We start from the raw sequence: 23,028 nt of genomic DNA, 5'->3' as shown, positions 1-23,028 counted from the left end.
TTGCAGTGCAGAAATTGATAGATATGCACTGAAATGAAACAAAACGATGTATAAGCACTTGGGGTAAATGTTAACAGATTGTTTTTAATGATATTTTATATAATTCTTACAATGAGTTAGCAAAACTGGTACGAAAGTTGTTGTAGTAAGCATATGAATATAGCTTTGCACCATGGCACAACGATGTCCCACGCTTCTACCTCTTCTCAACCTACATTATCGCACGTTTTGCTCGTCACTGACTCTAATGTTGCCCAGCGTAGTCTGGTTTTGCAGGAAGTTCTCCATACCGGTCCTTATGAGATCACTCAAGTCAATTTTACTGATGTAACTATTCTTAAAGCTGCTGAAGACGTTCAGCCAGATGTCATTGTGATAGATACCTGTGCACCTAATGACACTATGTTAGCCGCATTGACTCAACTCTCACAGATTAATCCAAAACCGGTGATTGTATTGTCCGAACACGATGATGTGGCGTTGATGCAGGCTTCATTGAATGCTGGAGTGAGTGCATATATTTCAGGAAGCGATGAAGTCACACGCATCGGCCAAATAATCGCTGTAGCAAATACACGTTTCAATATCACACAAGCGTTAAAAGCTGAGCTTGCTGAAGCTAAATCAGAATTATCAAGCCGTAAATGGGTAGATCAAGCAAAAGCTATTTTGATAGAAAAACAGGGTATGAGTGAAGCTCAGGCGTATCAAAGTATCCGTAAAATGGCGATGAACAACGGCCAAAAAATGTCAGATGTAGCCAAAAATATTATAGCTATGGCTCCCATGTTAGACACGCAGACTGGCAAGCCATCAACTGGAGACGCTGGATGAGTCAGGAACAATTTACACAGCACACTCAATGCACCACTTGCCCTTACTGTGGAGTGGGCTGTGGGGTAGACATCACGGTTACTAATGGAGAGGTCAGTGGGGTTAAAGGATCATCCGAGCATCCTGCTAATTTGGGTAAGCTATGCGTAAAAGGGACTCATCTTGCTGATACTACTCTCCCGCAAGACCGTGTGCTTACCGCCTCGGTAGCTGGTACTGACGTCAGTGTTGATGAAGCGTTGGATGAAGTCGCAAGTCGTTTTGCTAATATTATTGCAGAACATGGACCTGATGCGGTGGCTTTTTATGTCTCTGGACAGATCCTCACCGAAGATTATTACGTGGCTAATAAGCTAATGAAAGGTTTTATTGGTTCAGCTAATATTGATACGAATTCTCGCCTGTGTATGTCATCAGCCGTGGCTGGTTACAAACGTGCATTTGGGAGTGACACGGTACCGTGTTGTTATGAAGATTTATCAGAAGCTAAATTACTCGTGCTAGTCGGTTCAAATGCCGCTTGGACACATCCAATTTTGTATCAGCGAATGCAAGCCGCCAAACAAGCCGATCCAAGTGTTCAAGTAATCGTAATCGACCCGCGACAAAATGCCACATGCGATCTGGCCGATATACATTTACCCATCAAAGCCGGTACGGATATTGCGCTGTTCAACGGCTTGTTGTGTTATTTAGCTGAGCAAGAATATCTTGATCACGATTATATTGCTCAGCGCACTGAACAATTTACGACTGCATTACAAGCTGCTACTGAGTATGATGTGGATAGTGTTGCACATACTTGTGGCGTGACCGCTACCGCTATTCGAGATTTTTATGAACGCTTTGCAGTAACGCCAAAAACCGTGACATTTTACTCACAAGGTGTGAACCAATCTTCTCAAGGTGTAGATAAATGCAATGCCATTATCAATTGCCATCTTGCAACAGGACGCCTGGGACAGCCTGGCATGGGGCCATTTTCGATTACGGGCCAACCCAATGCAATGGGAGGCCGCGAGGTCGGAGGGTTAGCAAATATGCTCGCGGCACATATGGACATTGATAATGCTCAGCACCGACAGTGGGTCCAAACATTTTGGGACGCACCCACTATACCAACCAAAATGGGGTTAAAAGCCGTTGATTTGTTTGCCAATATTGCAACAGGTAAGGTGAAAGCAGTATGGGTTATGGCCACTAATCCAGTAGTGAGCTTACCTAACCGCAATCAAATAGAAGAGGCTCTAGCGGCTTGTGACTGTGTTGTTGTATCGGAATGTTACACTCGAAATGACACACTGGCCTTTGCTGATATTGTGTTACCCGCAACAACTTGGTCAGAAAAAAATGGCACAGTGACGAATTCTGAACGTTGTATTTCACGCCAACGTGGTGTGGTTGTACCGCCTGGACAGACACGTCATGATTGGGAGTTAATATGCGGAGTTGCTCAGCGTATGGGCTATGCCGATGCTTTTGCATACACAAATGTTGCACAAATCTTTGCGGAACATGCGGCGTTATCTGGCTATCATAATGGGGGAGATGATCCGTTACGAGATTTTGATATCTCTGGGTTGTCTGATTTGAGCGAAACGCAGTATGATCAACTATCACCGATCCGCTGGCCGGTAAATACAACGCATCCTTATGGTACTCAGCGTATGTTTGCCGATGGGCGTTTTTTTACACCATCTGGGAAGGCTCAGTTTGTACCTGTGGCGCACAAAGCGCTCGTTGAGCCACCACAAAATGATTACCCATTTATTTTGAATTCTGGCCGCCTACGAGATCAGTGGCATACGATGACGCGAACCTCACGTAGTGCAACGTTGGCCAATCATCAGCAAGCACCAAATGTAGCGTTGAACCCCCAAGATATTAAAGACCTTAATCTAACATCGAGCGATTGGGTAATTATACGTAGTCGCTATGGTCACATTACGGTTCCATTTACTGCTGATCCTGGGATCCGTCCAGGTAGCTGCTTTGTCCCCATTCACTGGACGCAGCAGACCGCACCGAGTGCTAATGTCAGTCGTTGCTATAGTTCGCGCGTCGATCCTATATCAGGACAACCAGAGAGTAAATTTGTCAGTGTCAAGCTCACTCCATTACCGATGCAGCAAGCTCTGCAGATCGTTTATCGCCCATCAGCGCAACCACAACTTACTTTGGGTGAGTATTGGGCGCGCTTTGGCTTGATGCATGGCGAAGCATTAAGTGTGTCACTTTCTCAACCAATATCGCTAAGTGAGTGTCAAAATCAGTGGCAAGAAGGAGCAGGGAATTGGGTCAGTATCCAAGGTGCAGCTACCTCTGAGTTTACTGCAATACTTCTCAAAGATGGGCATATTCAAGCCATGTGTATCAGTCAATCATGTCAACCAACCCTCACGAACAGCGACCTGCCTTGGGCATGGCTTGATGAGTTACTGGGTGCAGGTAACGTAGCACCTGCCACCTATGGCGCGCTCCTAAGTCGTGATATTCCCGACGTGCATCGTCAAGGGCGCTTAGTTTGTAGCTGTTTTAGAGTGGGGGAAAATACTATTAATGCTGTGTTACAAGAGCAGCCCCATACAGTCTCGAGCCTCGGAGAGAAGCTACAATGTGGCACGAACTGTGGTTCCTGTAAACCAGAATTACAACAACTGATTGAGCAGTCTGCAGGTTCGGCACGGACTTTACCTAATGTGTTGCCAGATACCGATATGACAGTCATCCCAGTTAAACAAATAGAGGACAAGTAAGCGATGCAAGACTTTGCAGATTATCTCAAAATTATTGGTCGTGGCCAGCGTGCAGGACGTTATCTCACCTTAGATGAGGCGCAAACTGCCTATACTATGGTGCTTAATGGGCAGGCGACACCTGCGCAAGTGGGGGCTTTTTTGATGTTATTACGGGTCCGAGAAGAAAGTCATATTGAATTAGCGGGATTTGTTAATGCCGCGCGTGCCCAAGTGACTTTTGAATGGCAAGCGCTGGGTGTCGACCTAGATTTGGGGGGGTATGCAGGTAAGCGTCGTCATCTGCCTTGGTATGTGTTAGCAGCATTGTGTTTGGCACAGCACGGTTACCGAATTTTTATGCACAGTCATGCCGAAGGTCAATCACAACGATTGTATTTAGATACGGTATTTCGTGAGCTAGGGCTACCGATTGCCACCCATGCAACTGAGGCAAAACAACAATTGGCTACACATAATCTAGTCTATGCACCACTGTATGCTGTGCTGCCCGCATTGTCACAGGTAATGGATATGCGAGCAGAGTTAGGTTTGCGCTCTAGTGCTAACACGATTGCAAGAATGCTTAATCCAGCCCAAGCGCGCGTGAGTTTTCACGGTGTGCATCATCGTCATTTTGATGAGCGCCATGCCTTAACGGCGCAAGAACTCGGTGATAGCGTTGTAGCATGTATTCGTGGTGAAGGGGGAGAGCCGGAGATGAACCCCGAGCGAGATTGTCAGTTGTTTCGGTGTGTCGAAGGCAACATTATCCAAGAACTGGTTCCTGCACAGCTACCTCAATGGCAAATTAAACCACGAGAAATGCATTGTAACGATCTGCGCCTGTGCTGGGAAGGCAATTATCGAAGTGACTATGCTGATGCCGCCATCATCGGTTCAATGACTCAGTATTTGATTGTGCTGGAAAATATTAGCTATGAGCAAGCCTCTGTTAGAGCGCGTTATTTATGGGATCAACGAGACCCATCAAATATGCTAAAAACTACAAGTACAAGTATAGATGTGGCCTCGTAGGCCATGTGTCCTTTGTGTCAGCCACTGACCCACCGTGTACCTTGGGTAGTGGATTCTTTTTTCCAAAAAGGCGCACGTGATTTTAGTTCATCCATCAGCCACATGCATGCCGCAAAGGCATCTTGACGGTGTGCCGAGGTGACACCGACGAACACAATTTGGTCAGATAAACGTAAATGACCGACACGATGTACAATACTCACACGATTGATGGTAAATTGCTTCTGAGCCTGTTGAGCCAACTCATGCAACGCTTTTTCAGTCATGCCTGGGTAGTGTTCTAAAAACATATCAGCAATTTGCTGACCTTGATTAAACTCTCTGACACGGCCGACAAAGGTCACCACTGCTCCATCTGCCGAATTAGCCTCAACTAAAGATTGATAGAGAAGATGGACATCAAAATCTGCTGTTTGCACCGCAATATGAACCACTGAATTAGCCGCCTGTGACGGGAGGAAATATTGCTACTTCGTCACCATCGACAATCGGATGTTCTGGAGTGACTAGTGTGTGGTTCACTGCCATCATCAGCTGTTCAGTGTTGAGAGCCTTTGACCATTTGGGGTCACGTTCGCGTAAAATATCCAACAAGTCATACACATTGGCAGCACTACTGGCTGGCATAGAGAGATTACGACAATCCAACATATCAGCCAGTTGACCAAAAAATAAGACTTTAAACATGATGTATTCCTCGTTATTTATGAAGCATCAGGATGATGCCATGTACCTGTTTTACCACCGATTTTTTGTAATACTCTGATCCCGCGCATGGTCATGGCTGGGTCAACAGCTTTGGTCATATCAAATAGCGTCAAAAGTGCAATTTGTACGGCGGTCAGGGCCTCCATTTCGACTCCAGTTACGCCAGTGAGTTTGCACATACTCGTCACATGGATACATGAACTTTCTGGTAAACAGCTAATATTCACTTCAACCTTACTCAATGCCAGTGGGTGGCATAGTGGGATTAGATTCGCGCATTGTTTAGCGCCTTGGATCCCAGCAATTTTGGCAATAGTCAGTACATCGCCCTTTTTGTTATTTGCTTGCATGACTTGTGCAAGGGCAGCTGGAGAAAGATCTAAATATCCTTCGGCATATGCGCTTCTAACGGTAGGAGACTTATCCGTTACATCCACCATGTTGACTTGTGCATTCGCATCAATATGAGTCAGTGTCATAGTTTACCCTCGACTATCACAAGCCTGTACAGGCAATAGATGCGCGACAAAATTGCATGGACGATGAGAGGCGTCAAGCTGTGGCTGGATAATTTGCCAGCCCGTGCGACAGGCCCCTGTACTGCCAGGCAAACAAAAAATCACTGTGTGGTTAGCTAAGCCTGCCAATGCTCGAGATTGGATAGTACTCGTGCCTATTTCTGTAAATGAAGTAGCACGGAACAACTCGCCAAAGCCTTCGATCGTTTTGTCAAAAAGCACCGACATGGCTTCTGGCGTAGAATCACGTCCAGCGAAACCAGTGCCGCCGGTGGAGATAATGGCATGAATATTTGGATCGGCAATCCAGCCAGATACCGTAGCACGGATTTGGTAAATATCGTCTTTGACAATTTGGTGCGCAGTACAATGATGACCTGCTTCTTGCGCTAATTCCACCAAGGCATGACCTGAGGTGTCATTCTCCAATGTACGTGTGTCAGAAACGGTTAAAACTGCAATATTTAACGGTCTACTTACGCGGGTTTCTGGATTGATGTTGTGCATAATTTTCCTGTGTGGCAATGGATATCACAGCGAAGCAAAGTGAGCATACAACGGTGTGTCGTAGCGTTTGCCACCAGCAATGGTATCCGATGTTGCTTGGTTGATAGTGGTTGACTGCAAATTTAATGCCTGAAATTCTGCCAGTGACATCTGGGCCAATAAACGTTGTTTGCTATGTAATAAATGTAGGGTAACTGTGCTATCAGCTTCGTGATGCACGCGCAGTAGCTTGCAGGAAAGTACATTGGTAAATAAGGCGTGATGCGGTTCGGTGTGGACGGTTACGTTGTTAGCTTGGAGTAATGCAATAAGCGCTGTTTCTCCTTCAGTTGAAGGCAGAGTATGCGCTTGAATCAGTGTATTAGGGTGTCCCTCAAGATGCCAAAGGTGTGCTTTTGTGTCAGGTTTGAGCACTAAACGACTAAAATAACCCTCAGCACTTTGTTGTTGTATATCGTGGAGGACTTTCTCAATAATACCAAATTGTACAATATGCTGATCTTCAATCGCCAGAATTTGTCCACAGCATAAAGTGATGTCCTGTAAGTTATGACTAACCAACACAAAGTGTATGGCATATTTTGCGTGGAGCAACATCAACAAACGCAAGCAATACTGGCGCGAAGCAAAATCCAGTGCACTAAAAGGTTCATCAAGCAATATAACGGGTTTGCCGCTGAGCAACGCCCGGGCAAATGAGACCAATTGAAGTTCACCCCCTGAGAGCATAGCGGGTGTTTTGCCCAGTAATGGTGCAAGCTTGCACAGCTGTATGACATCATCCCAAGCAATACGCGAAGACCACAGACTGTGCCGACGAACCATTTGCAGGTTTTGTGTCACCGTTAACGCTGGGACTAAACTAGGGTGTTGTGAGACATATACACATGGGTTATGCGAGGGTCCTGTAGTGAGTAACTTGCCATTTACGGTGATCCTAGAGTTCCGTTCTGCCCGAGGATGACCTAGACCTGCAAGGTGTTTAAGTAAGGTACTTTTACCCGCTCCAGTGGGCCCGTATACGCCGATGTTACCCTCTTTAAAATCCCAAGCAAGCGAATACCCTTCGCTGTGGTTGGTTTGAATTCTCGCTTCTATAACTAATGACATCGCGACATCCTAAACTTTGAGGATTTGGTGCTTGGGGCTGAGCCAATAGAGTAGCAACAGGCTAATGGCACTAAACCCAAGAAGTAACAGAGCGCTTTGATGTGCACTAGCATAATCTAAGAGCATAATTTGATTGTACAGCTCAACGGATAACACACGTGTTTCACCAGGAATATTACCGCCAATCAACAAAATCAAGCCAAATTCGCCCAAAGTATGGGCAAAGCCCAATGTACTGGCAGTAATAAGGCTGCCTCGACAGACCGGTAAGACCAATAAAAAGAACGCACGCCAGCGAGGCACGCCCAGGGTTTCAAATAGTTGTTGATAGGTTTTACCAACCTGTTGGAATTCGTTGATCAGCGGCTGCATCACAAAAGGTAGGGAATAAATCAATGAACCGAGCAAGATACCGCTAAAACTAAATGCAAGATTAGTCCCAGTGAGTGATTGCCACAGTTGTCCAAGAGGCGCGTTTGGGGCAAATGCCAGCAATAAATAAAACCCTAAAACGGTGGGTGGTAACACCAGCGGAAGCGTTATTAGCGTTTGCCAAAATGGTTTTGCTTTGCCCTGATAGTGAGCAAGCCACCATGCAGTAGGGATACAAATCACTAATAAAATTAAAACGGTTAATGTGGCCAATGACATACTTACGGTCAAGGCCAACAAGGTGCTGCTAGTAATCATTTGTTATAAAGCCGTGTAACCCATTTGTTGAAGATAGCGCTGTTGCGCAGGTGCTTGGATAAACTTAAGAAATTTTCGTGCCAGCTTGCCTTCATCCGTGGTTGCTACAATCGTCGCACCTTGGAGCAACGTCGGCTGAGAAGGCAACGGGACACGGCTGAAATGGGAGTACTTGGGTAAATCGAAACGTATCTGGGCATAACGTAAATGACTTAAACTGATTAGTCCTACAGGAGCATGGCCTGTATCAATGAGGGTAAATGCATGGTTGATATTGGTTGCCAGGATAACTTGTCCGAGTTCTGGCGCGATGTCTTGTAATACCTTTTGCGCTGCTTTCCCGTAAGGGGCTACTTGTGGGTCGGCAATTACGACCTTGGAGATTCTGGTCGGTAGTGTTGTTTGCTCGGGATGCCACCAGACCAGTAAACCTTGTACATATGGTTCAGGTCGAAGTGCAAGTTGTTGGGTAAATAGCAGCTGTGGATAAGCCATGTCCGCAGCTAAAAAAATATCAAAAGGTGCACCTTGTTGGATCTGGGTGGTAAGTACACCCGAAGCGCCAGCAATTAGCTCAACGTCAACTCCATGCAATTCACTAAATTTTGTCGCTAGGTGTTGAGCTGGCAAGTGGAAATTGCTTGCGACCGCCACCGTTAGTGAACGGCCGCAAGCTTCCCCTGCCAAACTGGTTGCCAAGCCCAAAAGGGTTAGGCATTTAAGCAGTGCTTTTAACATCTGTTTTGATAGCTGAATCTTTGGTCTTGGTACTGATCGGCTCTACTTTACGCTGCTTTTCGTACAAGAAAGTCAATACTTCAGAGCGATAATGGTTGTACTGCGGATCAGCGGCCAACGCCAAGCGTTCACGAGGCCGAGGCAAATCTACATGAAGGATTTCACCGACGGTTGCAGCCGGACCGTTGGTCATCATGACAATGCGATCGGATAACAACACAGCTTCATCTACATCATGGGTGATCATGATTACAGTGTTGTTTAATTCTTCTTGGATCTCCATTAACGAATCTTGCATGTGTGCACGGGTAAGCGCATCCAGTGCACCAAATGGTTCATCCATCAAAAGTACCTCAGGCTGCATGGCTAATGCACGAGCAATACCCACCCGTTGTTTCATCCCTCCAGATATTTCATCGGGACGCTTGTGCATAGCGTGATCCATATGTACCAGCTTAAGATTATATTCAATCCATTCTTTCTTCTCTGCTGGAGATTTGTTTTTAGCAAAAACTTGGTCGACGGCTAATTCGACGTTTTGATAAGCAGTTAGCCAAGGTAATAGTGAATGGTTTTGAAAGACTACGGCACGTTCTGGACCCGGCTCTAAAACTTCTCGGTCGTTCAGTAGGACACCGCCTTGGGTCGGGTTGTATAATCCAGCGACTACGTTTAGTACCGTTGATTTACCGCACCCAGAGTGACCAATCAGTGAAATAAACTCACCTTTTTGAATTTGTAGGTCTACGTCTTTTAGGGCTGTAAAGTCCCCTTTCGGCGTTGGGAAGACCATGTCGATTTTGCTGATATTTAATAGTGGTTCCACGATAGTTTTCCTCTTAGCGCACTTGAGTGGATTTGTCCCATGACAACCAACGTTGTAATAGGAGCATAGAACGGTCTAACATAAAGCCAATTAGGCCAATGACTAACACTGCGGTCATAATTCGGCTCAGGGACGATGAGCTACCGTTTTGGAATTCATCCCAGACAAATTTTCCTAAACCTGGGTTTTGCGCCAGCATTTCAGCAGCGATTAATACCATCCATGCAATCCCTAGTGATAGACGCATACCGGTAAAAATCGCTGGGACGGATGCTGGCAGTACAATTTTGCGAATGTGTGTCAGTGTCGGCAAGCGCAAGACGCGTGAAACATTCGTCCAGTCTGAATTAAGAGAAGCGACTCCCACTGACGTGTTCATGACCATTGGCCAGAGGCAACACAAGGTTACGGTAATCAGTGAAACGATGTATGACTTGGCAAACATGGGGTCGCTGCTGACGTATAGTGCACTAACAACCATAGTGACCAAAGGCAACCATGCTAGTGGCGATACTGGTTTGAAAATCTGAATAATGGGATTGATAGCGGTGTTAAGTGATTTGCTTAAGCCAATAGCAATACCCAACGGAATAGCGATGATAGCTGCTAGAATAAAACCGCTTAGGACAGTCATAAGACTAGTACCAATTTGGTCAACAAAGGTTTCTTTGCCTGTAAATGTGCGGGTTTTGGGGATATAAGTAGGATCTTTGGCGATGCGAGCTGCGTTACGCTGTTCTTGTCGCTCATAGAACGCTAATTCTTTTTCGCGTGATGCTTGGTGTTCATTATAGAGGTTGACTACTTGTTCGGCGACAGCACCAGGACCTGGGAATTTGCCTAATGAGGTGTCGATCTTACTGGCACTAAAGGACCATAGTAAAGTGAATACGAGAACGCCAAGCATGGGTAAGATAAGTGCGCGAAGAAATGCACTTATGGCTGGCGGCATTTTGGTTTGAAAACCAACGTCATAGCGACCGGTGGTAAAATCTGAAACTAAGTTTGGCATGGGGACTCCTTTATACTTAGTGCTTTCTTAAAAAATCAGCAGTGAGCTTGGGGAAGCTCACCGCCGATATGGTGAAACTTATAGTTGTTGTTGGGCTTTAAGGCCAATGCTGAATTGATCGATATAAGCATTAGGCGCTTTACCATCAAACACGATGTCATCAATAAAATGTGTTTGTGGGGCGCGGAAGCCATCGACGCTTTCAAGGCTATCAAACAAAGTGGCTGGAACTATTTTTTCAGCAATTAATGATTCAACAGCCTGCATGTAGATATCTGGGCGATAGACTTTTTTAGCCGTTTCCAAATACCACTCGTCTGACTTACCTTCCGCAATTTGACCCCAGCGACGCATTTGCGTCAGGTACCAAATCGCATCAGAATAGTATGGGTAAGTTGCGTTGTAACGGAAGAACACGTTAAAGTCTGGCACTTCGCGTTTATCACCTTTCTCATATTCAAAGGTACCGGTCATGGAGTTTGCAATGACTTCATAATCCGCGCCAACATACTCAGATTTGGCTAGAATTTTTACCGCTTCTTTGCGGTTAGCATTGTTGTTTTCATCCAACCATATGGCTGCGCGGATCAACGCACGGGTCAGACGAATCGTCGTATTGGGATATTTTTCGGCAAATTCCTTGGTGATCCCAAATACTTTTTCCGGATTGTTTTTCCAAATTTCGTAGTCCGTTACGACCGGCACACCAATGCCTTTAAAGACAGCTTGTTGGTTCCATGGTTCACCTACGCAGTAACCATAAATAGTGCCAGCTTCCAAGGTGGCAGGCATTTGTGGTGGTGGGGTAACAGATAACAGAGCTTGGGCATCAATTTTACCTGAAGTATCACCTTTGTGTGGGGCGTAAAATCCAGGGTGAATACCACCCGCTGCTAACCAATAGCGTAGCTCGTAGTTATGAGTAGACACTGGAAATACCATACCCATGTTAAATGGTTTGCCTGAATCGATGTATTTCTCTACCACTGGTTTTAAAGCATCTGCTTTGATTGGGTGGACCGGACGGCCGTCGGCCATTTTCGGTATATTAGGCTTCATTTCTGCCCAGATTTCATTGGATACCGTGATGGCGTTACCATTGAGATCCATTGAAAACGGCGTAATGATTTCTGCTTGAGTACCATAGCCAATCGTCGCGGCAATAGGTTGACCAGCCAGCATATGCGCACCATCCAAACGGCCATCAATAACGCCGTCTAACAATACCTTCCAGTTTGCCTGTGCTTCAATGGTGACGTACAAGCCTTCATCTTCGAAATAACCATTTTCATAGGCCACTGCGATAGGTGCCATGTCGGTCAGTTTGATAAAACCAAAGGTTAGTTCTTCTTTTTCAGGATAACCAAGTTCGGCATGTGAGCTGAAAGATATTGCGGTTGCGACAATGGCCGCTCCGGCTATCAGCTTTTTAGAAAAGCCAGAAAGACTGGTCAAGGTAGATTGCATATTATGTTCTCCAAAATTACAAATAAATCATTTTTCCGGCACAAAAAAAGCCACCCACGCCAAGCGGCATGTGGTGACTTCTTTGTCGGATACACTGTCATAGTGTGATTGCTAGTATAGAAATAGCACAGACAGTGCCAACTATGTAAAATGTTGATTTAGTTAGTTTATTTTTAAATGGATGAGAGTAAGTAACAGTACCTGCACAGTTTTGGATAGTGGTTTGCACAATCTCAGGGAGGACATGTTGGTTAGTGATTAGGTGCGGTTTCGACTATCTTTATTAGTCTGCTGTCGTGGGAAAGTAAAAGGCCCAATAAAAAAGGCGCCAACTTTGTTGACGCCTTTTGCAAAACAGATAGATGTACTTAATTCAGTATCTGCACAGAACCATCATGAACGCGTACAGCATAAGTGGTTAACGTCGTTTCTGGATCTTCTAAGCATTCCCCTGTCGCCAAATCATATTGCTGCTTGTACAGTGGGCTTGCTACGACGATTCGTTCACCGACTGTACCCACAATACCACGTGAAAGAATACTTGCTTGACCAAATGGGCAGTAGTTTTGTATGGCATAAAGCTTATCGTCACTGACGCGAAAAATAGCAATATGAATCTCGCCAACGAGCGCACATACACCAGTAAATGGGGTGATATCGTCTAGTTGGCAAACCGTTTCCCAATCTGTTTGGATCTGAGTTTCAGCTAACATAAAGTTCTCCTTGGTTAGTCCCGTTATTTGGCTATAGTGACAGGAATGCGTTCTGCATCTGTAGGTGGCGCCATGGATTTACTCGCAATTCGCGCCTTGTTTTGACCACGGTCAGGCTCATAGGCTAGACTGTCATCGGTCGCATCGGAGTTAATGAAGTGCGCAAAGCGTTTGAGTCGTTCTGGTGATTGTAAGGTTTTTTTCCATTCGCATTCATAAGTATCTATGACACGGGCCATATCTGCTTCTAAATCCTCACCAATATTGAGTTTGTCATCGATGACAACGCTTTTCAGATAAGCCAAACCACCTTCCATGTTGTCCATCCATGTGGAAGTGCGCTGCAAACGGTCAGCAGTGCGGCAATAGAACATCAAAATACGGTCGATGTATTGTAAAAGTGTTGCATCGTCTAGGTCTGTTGCGAACAAATCGGCGTGACGTGGCTTCATGCCGCCGTTACCACAAACGTAAAGGTTCCATCCTTTGTCAGTAGCGATGACGCCAATGTCTTTGCCTTGTGCTTCGGCGCACTCTCGAGTACAGCCAGATACAGCCATTTTGAGTTTATGCGGTGAGCGTAAACCTTTGTACCGCATCTCTAACAGCACGGCCATCGACACAGAATCGAGCATACCATAGCGGCACCAAGTACTGCCGACGCAGGATTTGACGGTGCGCAAAGATTTGCCATAAGCGTGTCCTGTTTCAAAGCCGGCTTCGGTTAGTTCTTGCCAAATCAATGGCAGTTCATGAAGTTGTGCACCAAAAAAGTCAATACGCTGACCACCCGTTATCTTCGTGTAGAGGTCGTATTTTTTGCCAATTTCGCCTAAGGTAATCAAACCTTGTGGAGTGATCTCACCTGCAGCAATACGAGGTACGACTGAATATGTACCATCTTTTTGCATATTGGCTAGGAAAATATCATTAGTGTCCTGCAAGTGAATGTGCTTATCTGATAAAACATATTCATTCCAATAGGTTGCGAGCATAGAGCCTACAGCCGGTTTACAGGTCATACAGCCCATGCCGCTTCCGTATTGGTCAATGAGATCAGCAAACGTTTTGATTTGTTTAGTACGGATAATGTCAAATAGCTCCTGACGTGAGTAAGCAAAATGCTCACATAAGTGGTCATTGACTTCGACGCCCATTTTTTCTAATTCGCTGTTAAGTACTTGCCCCATCATGGTGACACAGCCACCACAACCAGTACCGGCTTTAGTGCAGGATTTGAGGCTTGCTACATCACACGCACCATCAGCAACGGCCGCAGCGATATCACCTTTGGATACATCGTGGCAGGAACACACTTGCGCTGAATCAGGTAATGCAGCAACACCTAAGGCGTTATCAGCTCCTTCAACTGCGGGTAAAATTAATACCTCAGGCTGTTCTGGGAGCGGCATTTTTTCCAGCATCATGGGCAAAAGAGTACCATAATCAGAAGTATCGCCAATGAGAACAGCGCCCAATAGTGTTTGTTGATCACTGCTAACCACTAAACGTTTGTACACGCCTTCAGGTTGGTTAAAATATGTATAGGTAAGTGCACCTTCTGTACGTGCATGAGTATCACCGATACTCCCAACATCAACGCCCATAAGTTTCAGTTTGGTGCTCATGTCGGCACCTTGGAATGTGACATCGCCACCGGTAATATGAGCAACAGCAGCTTTAGCCATGCTATAACCCGGTGCGACTAGCCCGTAAATTTTATTGTCCCAAAGAGCACACTCACCGATGGCGTAAATGCTAGGATCGGATGTTTGACAATGGTCATTAATGACGATACCACCACGCTCTCCTAAGGTTAGGTTGAACTCGCGTGCGAGGGCATCTTGTGGGCGTATCCCAGCAGAAAATACAATCATGTCAGTTTCAAGATGCGAACCGTCTGCAAAATTCATTCGATAGCGACGTTCCGTCCCTGCCACTATCTCAGAAGTGTTTTTACCAGTATGGACGCTAACACCTAAGGCTTCGATTTTTTGTCGTAACAGTGCACCACCACCTTCGTCAATTTGTACCGCCATTAATTGTGGTGCAAACTCAACTACATGTGAGGTGAGTTTGAGGTTGTGTAGCGCATTGGCACACTCTAAACCAAGTAAACCACCCCCGACGACGACACCGACTTCACTTTCTGCAGCTGATGCCGTGATTGCTTCAAGATCTTCAATGGTGCGATAAACTAAACAATGATCTTGGTCTTTACCTGGGATTGGGGGGACAAAAGGAAAAGAACCTGTGGCCAAAATCAAAGTGTCATAAGGTTCAACTAAACCTGATGAAGTGGTGATAGTTTTGGCATCTTTATCAATACCAATGACTTTTTCGTTAACTAGATACCGTACACCGTGCTCATCATAATAACTGGGTGTGGTTAACATTAAGTCATCGACAGTGCTACCAGAAAAATAGGCCGAGAGTTGCACGCGGTCATAAGCTAAGCGTGGTTCCTCTGAAAAAGTCGTAATGCTGTATTGTGAAGCATCTTCATGCGTCACTAGCGATTCGATAAATTTGTGGCCGACCATACCGTTGCCGACTACGATGATTTTTTGTTTGGATTGCGCCATGCAAACATCCTCTATCAATCAGTGATAAATGTACTGAAGGCTCTTAACTTGTGAGGGCTCGCCGTTGAGTCCACTGGCGTTTTTGTGGGAACAAAAACGTTCACCGCCGTTGGTGACTGCACCTGTTGAAATTTGTGGGGCAGGTAGCAAGAAGCTTGTTATAAATAAAAACTAGTAACAGCAAGTTTGATACCAGAATTAAAGTCATTGTTATTATTATGTTTTTTTAAAATTTACGTTAGAAAATATACAAATTCGCACTGTTGAGGATGCTATTGCACCAAAATGAGTGCATGGTAAATGAGGTGTCTAAGAGAATGAAGCAAGGGGAGCAATACGCTATCACACAGGGCGTATCCTCGTGTATCGAGTTTATCCTTGGGGATTGGTTCGCTAGTCGGCGGGGAAACCGCTAGCGATTTTTTGTGCTGGATTCATCAGAATCTATCGGGTTAAAAACTCACGTTAGCCCATACCCAGAGTTTATCCGTGTCGAATTTGATATCACCTGCTTCATAATTTGCATATTTAACACCAATCTTGGTAGTGTTTGACACCTTTTTCACATACTGAACATTGAGTTCTGTACCCAAGTCATCAACGGTGCTAGTTGCTTCATCTGCGCTAAAATCATGGTATTTGAGCAACCAATTACCACCTAATACTTTGCCAGCAACAACTGCGTAAACATCCATCAGACCTTCTGCTGGAGTACCCAAAAATTGATCACTCCAACCGTTAAACTTGTGTAATGTTGCTAGTGGTGATGCAAATGCGCCTGCCCCATCATCTGAACCAAGCAGTTCATAACCGACCTTGGCGGTGATCCCATTGACGTTATAACCTAGTTCTACGAGTGTGTAATGACTCTCTATATTGGTTTCACCGGAGGTATTTTTTTGTTGAGCGAACTCAAGCTGATACATAAATGTATTCTCGCCATGAGCTTGTTTACCAGCCAATCTTACCCCAGTAGTGTCAATGCCATTGGTCGTCGAGGTAGCGGTTTTTAACATATAGCGATACGCACTTAGATTACCGACTGTAGTAGGGTAGGAGAGATGAAATAAATGGTCTTCACTATCAATATCTGCAGCTTCAGCGAAAATACGATTACGCTGGTCGATGAACTGATACTGAGCTTTAAGACCCGATTCAGCCTGGAAAACGACGCTTGCGCCATCAAAGGTTTGTCGATCGTGACGCCAGCCAACATGACCAATATGACGCTGGCCATCATGGACAATGACTTGGCGACCTAGCTTAAATGTGATGGCGTCTCCTGTGTATTGTATAAATCCTTGATCTAGTTCGGTGTGCTCTGGATCTGCGATGACGGAATGGACTCCGGTCTGATAACCAGTAGGAGGCACAGAGTAATCTCCTTGGCCAAGCACAATGCGGTTATCTTCCATTTCAACAAGGGCTGACCACCCTTCGTATGCACCTGTCTTGAATGCGATCCTGGTGCGCACAGTGAAAGCGTTCGCATCATCGAGTGCATTGTCTTGCGCGACATTTTCATAGCGTAAATCGACATTGCCCGACACCGTACCGTCTTTTAGTATTGTGGAGAGTGGATCTGCTAAAGCCGAGCTCGATACTCCTAAAGCAAGTGCAAGTGTAGTAAGTCTGAACATTGTGTTTCCTTAAGATCTTTTTTTGTGATGGGTTGTCATGAGTGACAATAAAAATTAACAGGCACAAAAAAAGCCCAACTATCGCAAGATAATTGGGCTTCATCGCCATTGGACTTCACTGCATGGAAGGCCTGTTACGATCTAAATAGCATAGATAGTGCCAATTAATAAATTGCCTTAATTTCAATGGCTTAACTTGTTGTGTTGCATTCTGCAGAGTGGATATTGAGTTGCTATGGTGCAAATAGCTCACTAAAATTGTGCTATTGCACTAGCGTGTTAGTGGACCACAAAGGACAAAGTGGGAGATAGGTATGACATAGTCTACGTCATAGATAAAAAAAGTTGGAACAACCTTTGCTGAGTAATATATAAAATCAGTAAATGAGAAAATCTTATGACAATATGCGATGTAGGGACTGGGATGTTGCCCTATAATAGTGCGAAACAACAGGTATTGGAGCAAATTACTCCTTGTACGACGAGTGAAACTCTGCCTTTATCCCAAGCGCATGGTCGTGTGCTTGCCTGTGATATTGTCTCGCCAATGCATGTTCCACCACACGATAATTCTGCGATGGATGGGTATGCACTTGGTCCTACTTCGAACTCTCTTGTTCCACTAGAATACACCGTTGTAGAGACAGTCTTGGCCGGGCAAACCCCACAAAAACAGCTCAACAGTGGGGAGTGTACGCGCATTATGACTGGTGCTTTGTTACCACAGAACACTTATGCAGTGGTCATGCAGGAGCAGGTGGAACGCAATGCAGATATTATCCGCATTGCAAATCTACCCCGTGCAGGGAGTAACATCCGTCAGCGCGGTGAAGATATAGCTAAAGATAAGGTCATTGTTAGCAAGGGCTGCGCTCTATCAGCAGTAAATATTGGTGTGTTGGCATCAATTGGGATCGCTACTGTCGAGGTGTTCCGCCCGATTAAGGTTGCACTGCTGACAACGGGAGATGAATTACAAGAAGTTGGTCAGTCGTTACAAGAGGGCCAAATCTACGATACTAATTCTTATGTATTACATAGCGCTCTACAAAAACTAAATTGTGAAGTCCTTAATTACGGGATCATTAAAGATGATTTGGACGTCATTACAGACACGTTAACCGAAGCTATGACACAAGCGGATATTATTATTAGCTCCGGTGGCGTCTCTGTAGGAGATGCCGACTTTGTTAAAACTGCTTTAGCACAGCTCGGAGATGTGGCTTTTTGGAAAGTCGCAATGAAACCAGGCAAACCGTTTGCATTTGGCAAACTTGCAGATACGGTGTTTTTTGGTTTACCTGGTAACCCTGTGTCATCGGTGGTTACCTTTCAACAGCTAGTCATACCGGCAATTGAAACGATGCAAGGGCAAACACCACAGTCGCTCCCGACCTTTTGGGCGATTGCCAAAGAACGCATCCGTAAACGCCCTGGACGCCAAGATTTTCAACGAGCCGTTTATCATACAGATCACAATGGGCAGCTGATGGTTCGTGCTCTTTCTGCCCAAGGCTCTGGTATGTTAACAAGTATTCAGAAGGCAAATTGTTTGGCGTTACTTGATGCACCTCGAGAAGATGTCCTGCCAGGTGAAAAGATCCAAATCAGCTTGTTTCACCCTGCCTTGCAGGCAAGTTCTTAAGTAGAGTATTTCATGCGTGAACTTTCTTACCCACAAATGCTTCAACATGCGCGTCATATTATGTTGCCGAATATGGATATCGAAGGCCAAGAACGACTCTACAATAGCCATGTATTGCTTGTTGGAGTTGGTGGCTTAGGATGCGCAGCTGCGCAATATTTGGTCGCGAGTGGTATTGGCAAGGTCACGCTAATGGATGATGATACGGTAGATAACAGTAATCTGTCACGACAAGTGCTTTATCGAGCTGTCGATCTTGACCGCAGTAAAGTCGAGTGTGCACGAACCCAGTTGCATATTTTGAATCCTGACTGCCAGATTGAAGCAAGCCCCAGCCGATTTGATGTGGATACGCCGGTGGACAAATACGACTGTGTGCTAGATTGTAGTGATAACAAAGTGACACGTTTAGCAATTGATCAAGCTTGTTCCGCTGCAGGAGTTCCCTCCGTAGTCGGTGCTGCTGTGCGCATGGAAGGACAGCTAGGTGTGTTTCATACTGCACAGTCGCGAACAGGATATTGCGATGTGGCGCGTTTGTTTGGGGAATCTAAGCTAAGCTGCAGCGAAGCAGGGGTTTTGTCGCCTGTGGTAGGGATTATTGGGTCGATGCAGGCAACAGAAACGCTCAAGCTACTGAGCGGTTGTGCCCCAACGTTGTGTGATCAGTGGTTATTGCTGGATGCCGCCACAATGCACATGCAAACGTTTGCGATCTGACGTAATTAAATACGATTTATTACGTGTTTAGACTAAACAGACATACCAGCCACATAACCTGAGCTCCAGGCCCACTGAAAGTTATATCCGCCTAACCAGCCTGTAACATCTAGTACTTCGCCAATAAAGAATAGCCCCGGATGCGCTTTGGCTTCCATTGTTTTAGATGAAAAATAATCGGTATCGGCTCCGCCAAGTGTTACCTCAGCAGTTCGATATCCTTCTGTACCATTTGGTTGTAGATCCCAAGCATGAAACTGCTGAGCGACGTTATCGAGTTGTTTTCCTTGATATTGTTTTAGAGGTTTATTCTCGATTTTAAAATACGTCAAAAGGGTTTGTACCATTCGTTTCGCATAAAACTCTGATAATACAGTGGATAACAACGTATTAGGTTGTTCTGTTTGAGCTTGGTGCAGATAAGCCAGCATATCGTGTTGTGGCAATAAGTTGATAGCTACCCGTTGGCCTGCTTGCCAGTATGAAGAGATTTGTAATACAGCAGGCCCGCTCATGCCACGGTGTGTGAATAAAATCCCTTCGTTGAAAATGGTATTGTTGCATTCTGCGGATGCTTGGACGCTGACACCTGAGAGCTCTGCGAGTAATACTTTGTCGTGCTCGTGCAGTGTAAACGGGACCAAAGCTGCTCTAGTAGGGGTCACAGGGATCCCAAATTGTTCCGCGATTTGATAGCCAAAAGGGGTAGCGCCAAGTTTTGGCATGGATAAACCACCTGTAGCAATCACTAAGCTGGTACACGTGTATTCACCTTGGCTAGTCTTTAGGTGATAGCCTGTCGATGATTTAGTGACGGTCAAGATCTCGCAATTAGTTTTTACTTGCGCGGAAACTGCTGCACACTCATCCATCAGTAATTTTACAATTTGTTTGGCCGAATCGTCACAAAACAACTGGCCAAGTGTTTTCTCGTGGTAAGCAATATTGTGGCGGTTTACTAAGTCAATAAAGTCCCATTGGGTATATTGGCTAAGTGCTGATTTTACAAAATGTGGATTGTTACAGATGAAGTTTTCATGGGAGGTATACATGTTAGTGAAGTTGCAGCGTCCGCCTCCTGACATCAGGATTTTGCGGCCGACCTTTTTGGCATGGTCAAGCACTAATACCTCTTTGCCTCGCTGTCCTGCAGTGGCGGCACAGAATAAACCTGCAGCGCCAGCACCAATGATGATTACGTCTTTGTGTTGCATTTTGTTCTCATATAAACCGAGCAATAAAAAAGGCCAGTAAAAACTGGCCCTATAAGTATTTTGACAGGTGGTATTAAGCGTCTACACTGCCACAAAAACGATAGCCTTCACCGTGGATAGTCACGATTAGTTCAATCTCACCTGGCTCTGACTCAAAGTGTTTACGGATACGACGGATAGTTACGTCAACTGTTCTATCGTTCGGACGTAACTCACGACCGGTCATTTCCATAATTAACTGTTCACGAGTTAAGATTTTACCAGGATTAGACAGGAACAGGTGCAATGCACGGAATTCACTTCGCGGTAAACGGAATTCGTTACCTGCTGGAGAGATGAGACTTCTGCTATCACCATCTAATGTCCAACCGTTAAATTTCACGCGACTCGGTAAGTCATCATCGTCAGAATTATTATTCGTACGAGTTAATAAATTGCGCGCACGGATAGTAAGTTCGCGAGGATTAAACGGTTTTGTGAGGTAGTCATCAGCACCAATTTCTAGGCCCAAGATACGGTCTACATCGTTATCGCGACCCGTTAGAAAAATGAGTCCAACATTTTTTCTGTCACGTACTTCACGAGCCAAGATCAAACCGTTTTTACCTGGTAAGTTAATGTCCATGATCACTAAATTGATGTTGTTATTTTGGAAGAAGTCATGCATTTGTTCACCGTCTTCGGCTTCATATACATTGTAGCCTTCAGCTTCAAACAAGCTTTTAAGTGTAGTTCTTGTGACGACTTCGTCTTCGACAATTAAGATGTTTGGAGTTTGCATGGTTTTTACACTTTCTTAAAAATAAATCATAATCTGTTTGAGATTTTAACAGAAAAAACAATAAAAAACGAAACTTTGTCACATTTCCCACTAAAGTATTTGGTTTACCGTAAAGCAACCTCATACAAGTGAACAAATTCCTCTGCTGCTTTCGTCCATGTGAACTTTGTGCGCATAGCTCGCTCTTGCATTAGACGATAGGTTTCTGGTTGTTCTAAATACAACAAAATAGCCCGACGAATACAGGTTAACAACGCATCTGGATAGGGTTTGTCAAAAGAAAATCCCGTTGCTTTTAATGCGTTTGTATCAATACCCACAACAGTATCTTTGAGTCCACCAACTTCCCGAACAATGGGTAAAGTACCATAAGCCAAAGAATACATTTGATTCAAGCCACAAGGTTCAAACTCTGATGGCATAAGGAAAAAATCAGAACCAGCTTCGACTAGATGTGCCAGTTCGGGTTTAAATCCTTCTAAAAACGCAAACTTTTCGGGATGAATTTGGGCAAAGTCACGAAGTTGCTGACAGACGAATGGCTCACCGGTACCGACAATGACAATTTGGATATTGTGTTGCATCAGTTGGCCCAGGATCGGTACGATATAGCCAAATCCCTTTTGCTGAGTCAAACGGCACACCATACCAAATATTGGCACGTTCGGTGAGGTTGGCAGATTGAACTCTTCCTGTAAGGCTTTTTTACAAACGTCTTTTCCAGACATATCTGCGATAGAAAAATGTGCAGGAATATGCTCATCAGTTTCAGGATTCCACTGCGTGTAATCACAACCGTTGAGAATCCCCTGTAAATCGATTGAACGGTTTTGTAATGCCAAATGCAAACCATGACTACCCAAATCTGTCAGCAGCTCTTGGGCATATGTCGGGCTGACTGAGGTGATTTTATCAGCATAGTGAATACCCACTTTGAGCATATTTACTTCACCCAAGTGATCCAGTAGTACCGCATGATGGAATGGATTTAACTCGGCGATTTCACTGGCTCTAAATATGCCTTGGAATGCGGCATTATGTATGGTGAGAATCGTTTTGGTATTGGCAAATAATGCTGGGATTTGAGCTGTGTGAGCGGCCATTGTATGCTGCTTGATAAAAAACGGCGTCAGCGCGGTGTGCCAATCATTGCAATGGACGATATCTGGAATAAAATCTACCGCTTGTAAAACTTCGGTAATACTATGGCTGAAAAATGCAAAGCGCTGACCATTGTCTTCATAGGCGACATTATTTTCAGCATATAAATCCTTTCGGTCAAAATAAGCATGACCAACTAAATACACCGGCACATCTTGTAGGTTAGTTTTAAATAACTTAAACGCTGAATGGGTTTGCGTTGTTGTCGCAATATTTTCCAGGGGAGCTTGGCTGGCCAGGACTTTTTGGTAGCCTGGCATAATAATACATACCTCATGTCCCATTGCTTGTAGAGCAAGAGGAAGTGCTTTAGCTACGTCGGCTAAACCACCTGTTTTTATAATATCTTCAACTTCTGAAACAACAAACGCGATTTTCATGGTGAG

The 23,028-nt window shown here is 44.9% G+C and carries 21 protein-coding genes; 5 read left to right on the top strand and 16 right to left on the bottom strand.

All coding sequences use genetic code 11. The features are described from left to right. Positions 1-183: 183 nt before the first annotated feature. The 3 genes from NLF92_RS04575 to NLF92_RS04565 are packed head-to-tail and all read left to right on the top strand — an operon-like array spanning position 184 to position 4,607. Positions 184-834, top strand: a complete 651-nt coding sequence (locus NLF92_RS04575; protein ID WP_254099333.1) for an ANTAR domain-containing response regulator — start codon at positions 184-186, stop codon at positions 832-834. Further along, a complete protein-coding gene (locus NLF92_RS04570) occupies positions 831-3,590 on the top strand; it encodes a nitrate reductase (protein ID WP_254099331.1) in 2,760 nt (919 codons plus the stop codon). Before NLF92_RS04575 ends, NLF92_RS04570 begins: the two co-directional genes overlap by 4 nt. A 3-nt stretch (positions 3,591-3,593) precedes the next feature. Next, on the top strand, positions 3,594-4,607 hold the full coding sequence (locus NLF92_RS04565; protein ID WP_254099329.1) for a glycosyl transferase family protein: 1,014 nt from the start codon (positions 3,594-3,596) through the stop codon (positions 4,605-4,607). A gap of 17 nt (positions 4,608-4,624) precedes the next feature. On the opposite strand, the gene NLF92_RS04560 is transcribed toward NLF92_RS04565, so the two are convergent. The 13 genes from NLF92_RS04560 to NLF92_RS04500 all read right to left on the bottom strand — a co-directional run bounded on the left by NLF92_RS04560 (position 4,625) and on the right by NLF92_RS04500 (position 17,121). Then, entirely contained in the window at positions 4,625-5,032 is a 408-nt protein-coding gene (locus NLF92_RS04560) for a molybdenum cofactor biosynthesis protein MoaE (protein ID WP_432420207.1), read from the bottom strand. Positions 5,033-5,045: 13 nt separating this feature from the next. Beyond that, positions 5,046-5,294 (bottom strand): MoaD/ThiS family protein, encoded by a 249-nt coding sequence (locus NLF92_RS04555; protein ID WP_254099326.1) that lies wholly within the window; start codon positions 5,292-5,294, stop codon positions 5,046-5,048. Between the two features lie 17 nt (positions 5,295-5,311). Beyond that, positions 5,312-5,794, bottom strand: a complete 483-nt coding sequence (gene moaC / locus NLF92_RS04550; RefSeq protein WP_254099323.1) for a cyclic pyranopterin monophosphate synthase MoaC — start codon at positions 5,792-5,794, stop codon at positions 5,312-5,314. A 3-nt stretch (positions 5,795-5,797) separates the two neighbouring features. Further along, positions 5,798-6,340 carry a molybdenum cofactor biosynthesis protein B gene (moaB, locus tag NLF92_RS04545; RefSeq protein ID WP_254099321.1) on the bottom strand — a complete coding sequence of 181 codons (543 nt, stop codon included), beginning with the start codon at positions 6,338-6,340 and terminating at the stop codon, positions 5,798-5,800. Between the two features lie 24 nt (positions 6,341-6,364). Further along, positions 6,365-7,450: an ATP-binding cassette domain-containing protein gene (locus tag NLF92_RS04540; protein WP_254099319.1), complete on the bottom strand. Its 1,086-nt coding sequence runs from the start codon at positions 7,448-7,450 to the stop codon at positions 6,365-6,367. Between the two features lie 9 nt (positions 7,451-7,459). Next, the gene (gene modB / locus NLF92_RS04535) at positions 7,460-8,137 is read right to left on the bottom strand and encodes a molybdate ABC transporter permease subunit (RefSeq protein ID WP_254099400.1); all 678 of its coding nucleotides are present in this window, start codon (positions 8,135-8,137) and stop codon (positions 7,460-7,462) included. Positions 8,138-8,143: 6 nt separating this feature from the next. Next, the gene (modA, locus tag NLF92_RS04530; RefSeq protein ID WP_284700359.1) at positions 8,144-8,878 is read right to left on the bottom strand and encodes a molybdate ABC transporter substrate-binding protein; all 735 of its coding nucleotides are present in this window, start codon (positions 8,876-8,878) and stop codon (positions 8,144-8,146) included. Next, positions 8,859-9,671 carry an ABC transporter ATP-binding protein gene (locus tag NLF92_RS04525; RefSeq protein ID WP_254099398.1) on the bottom strand — a complete coding sequence of 271 codons (813 nt, stop codon included), beginning with the start codon at positions 9,669-9,671 and terminating at the stop codon, positions 8,859-8,861. The genes modA and NLF92_RS04525 overlap by 20 nt, the downstream gene beginning before the upstream one ends. Before the next feature lie 46 nt (positions 9,672-9,717). Further along, positions 9,718-10,656 carry an ABC transporter permease gene (locus tag NLF92_RS04520; RefSeq protein WP_254099396.1) on the bottom strand — a complete coding sequence of 313 codons (939 nt, stop codon included), beginning with the start codon at positions 10,654-10,656 and terminating at the stop codon, positions 9,718-9,720. 138 nt (positions 10,657-10,794) lie between these two features. Next, positions 10,795-12,183: a CmpA/NrtA family ABC transporter substrate-binding protein gene (locus NLF92_RS04515; protein ID WP_254099315.1), complete on the bottom strand. Its 1,389-nt coding sequence runs from the start codon at positions 12,181-12,183 to the stop codon at positions 10,795-10,797. Positions 12,184-12,551: 368 nt separating this feature from the next. After that, on the bottom strand, positions 12,552-12,896 hold the full coding sequence (gene nirD / locus NLF92_RS04510; RefSeq protein WP_254099314.1) for a nitrite reductase small subunit NirD: 345 nt from the start codon (positions 12,894-12,896) through the stop codon (positions 12,552-12,554). Positions 12,897-12,919: 23 nt separating this feature from the next. Then, positions 12,920-15,481 (bottom strand): nitrite reductase large subunit NirB, encoded by a 2,562-nt coding sequence (nirB, locus tag NLF92_RS04505; RefSeq protein WP_254099313.1) that lies wholly within the window; start codon positions 15,479-15,481, stop codon positions 12,920-12,922. 452 nt (positions 15,482-15,933) lie between these two features. Further along, on the bottom strand, positions 15,934-17,121 hold the full coding sequence (locus NLF92_RS04500; RefSeq protein WP_254099312.1) for an alginate export family protein: 1,188 nt from the start codon (positions 17,119-17,121) through the stop codon (positions 15,934-15,936). Between the two features lie 397 nt (positions 17,122-17,518). Between NLF92_RS04500 and moeA the strand changes: the two genes are divergently transcribed. After that, positions 17,519-18,766, top strand: a complete 1,248-nt coding sequence (gene moeA, locus NLF92_RS04495) for a molybdopterin molybdotransferase MoeA (RefSeq protein WP_254099311.1) — start codon at positions 17,519-17,521, stop codon at positions 18,764-18,766. A 12-nt stretch (positions 18,767-18,778) separates the two neighbouring features. Beyond that, positions 18,779-19,486 carry a HesA/MoeB/ThiF family protein gene (locus tag NLF92_RS04490; protein ID WP_254099310.1) on the top strand — a complete coding sequence of 236 codons (708 nt, stop codon included), beginning with the start codon at positions 18,779-18,781 and terminating at the stop codon, positions 19,484-19,486. Between the two features lie 32 nt (positions 19,487-19,518). Here NLF92_RS04490 and NLF92_RS04485 read toward each other — a convergent pair whose 3' ends face one another. The 3 genes from NLF92_RS04485 to glgA form a co-directional block, all read right to left on the bottom strand. Beyond that, entirely contained in the window at positions 19,519-20,700 is a 1,182-nt protein-coding gene (locus NLF92_RS04485; RefSeq protein ID WP_254099309.1) for a BaiN/RdsA family NAD(P)/FAD-dependent oxidoreductase, read from the bottom strand. A 73-nt stretch (positions 20,701-20,773) separates the two neighbouring features. Next, positions 20,774-21,481 (bottom strand): two-component system response regulator ArcA, encoded by a 708-nt coding sequence (gene arcA, locus NLF92_RS04480; RefSeq protein WP_254099307.1) that lies wholly within the window; start codon positions 21,479-21,481, stop codon positions 20,774-20,776. Between the two features lie 104 nt (positions 21,482-21,585). Continuing rightward, positions 21,586-23,022 (bottom strand): glycogen synthase GlgA, encoded by a 1,437-nt coding sequence (gene glgA, locus NLF92_RS04475; RefSeq protein ID WP_254099305.1) that lies wholly within the window; start codon positions 23,020-23,022, stop codon positions 21,586-21,588. Between the last annotated feature and the right edge of the window lie 6 nt (positions 23,023-23,028).

This window comes from Opacimonas viscosa, from assembly GCF_024199005.1.
Taxonomy (GTDB): Bacteria; Pseudomonadota; Gammaproteobacteria; order Enterobacterales; family Alteromonadaceae; genus Opacimonas; species Opacimonas viscosa.
Note: the sequence above shows the minus strand (reverse complement) of the source record. Positions and strands in the feature narration are given on the sequence as shown.